1 protein-coding gene is annotated in these 267 nt (G+C 42.7%); it reads left to right on the forward strand.

The genetic code is table 11. The annotated features are described in order from the left end of the window. The coding region (gene rplL, locus AAEZ09_RS28385) for a 50S ribosomal protein L7/L12 (RefSeq protein WP_350601671.1) at positions 1-267 on the forward strand (267 nt) is incomplete at both ends.

The following is a 267-nucleotide window of genomic DNA, read 5'->3' on the forward strand; positions in this document are numbered from 1 at the left end:
GTCTATCACTAAAGACCAAATCTTAGAAGCTTTCGCAGCAATGTCTGTAATGGAAGTTGTTGAACTAATCGAAGCTATGGAAGAGAAATTCGGCGTTTCTGCTGCAGCTGCAGTAGTTTCAGGCGGCGGCGAAGCTGCTGTTGTTGAAGAGCAAACAGAATTTGATGTAGTTCTTACATCATTTGGCGAAAACAAAGTATCAGTTATTAAAGCGCTTCGTAGCGCTACAGGTTTAGGCCTGAAAGAAGCTAAGACTATGGCTGAATC

Origin of the sequence: Pseudomonas sp. 65/3-MNA-CIBAN-0223 (assembly GCF_040310425.1) — a bacterium.
Classification (GTDB): domain Bacteria; phylum Pseudomonadota; class Gammaproteobacteria; order Pseudomonadales; family Pseudomonadaceae; genus Aquipseudomonas; species Aquipseudomonas gregormendelii.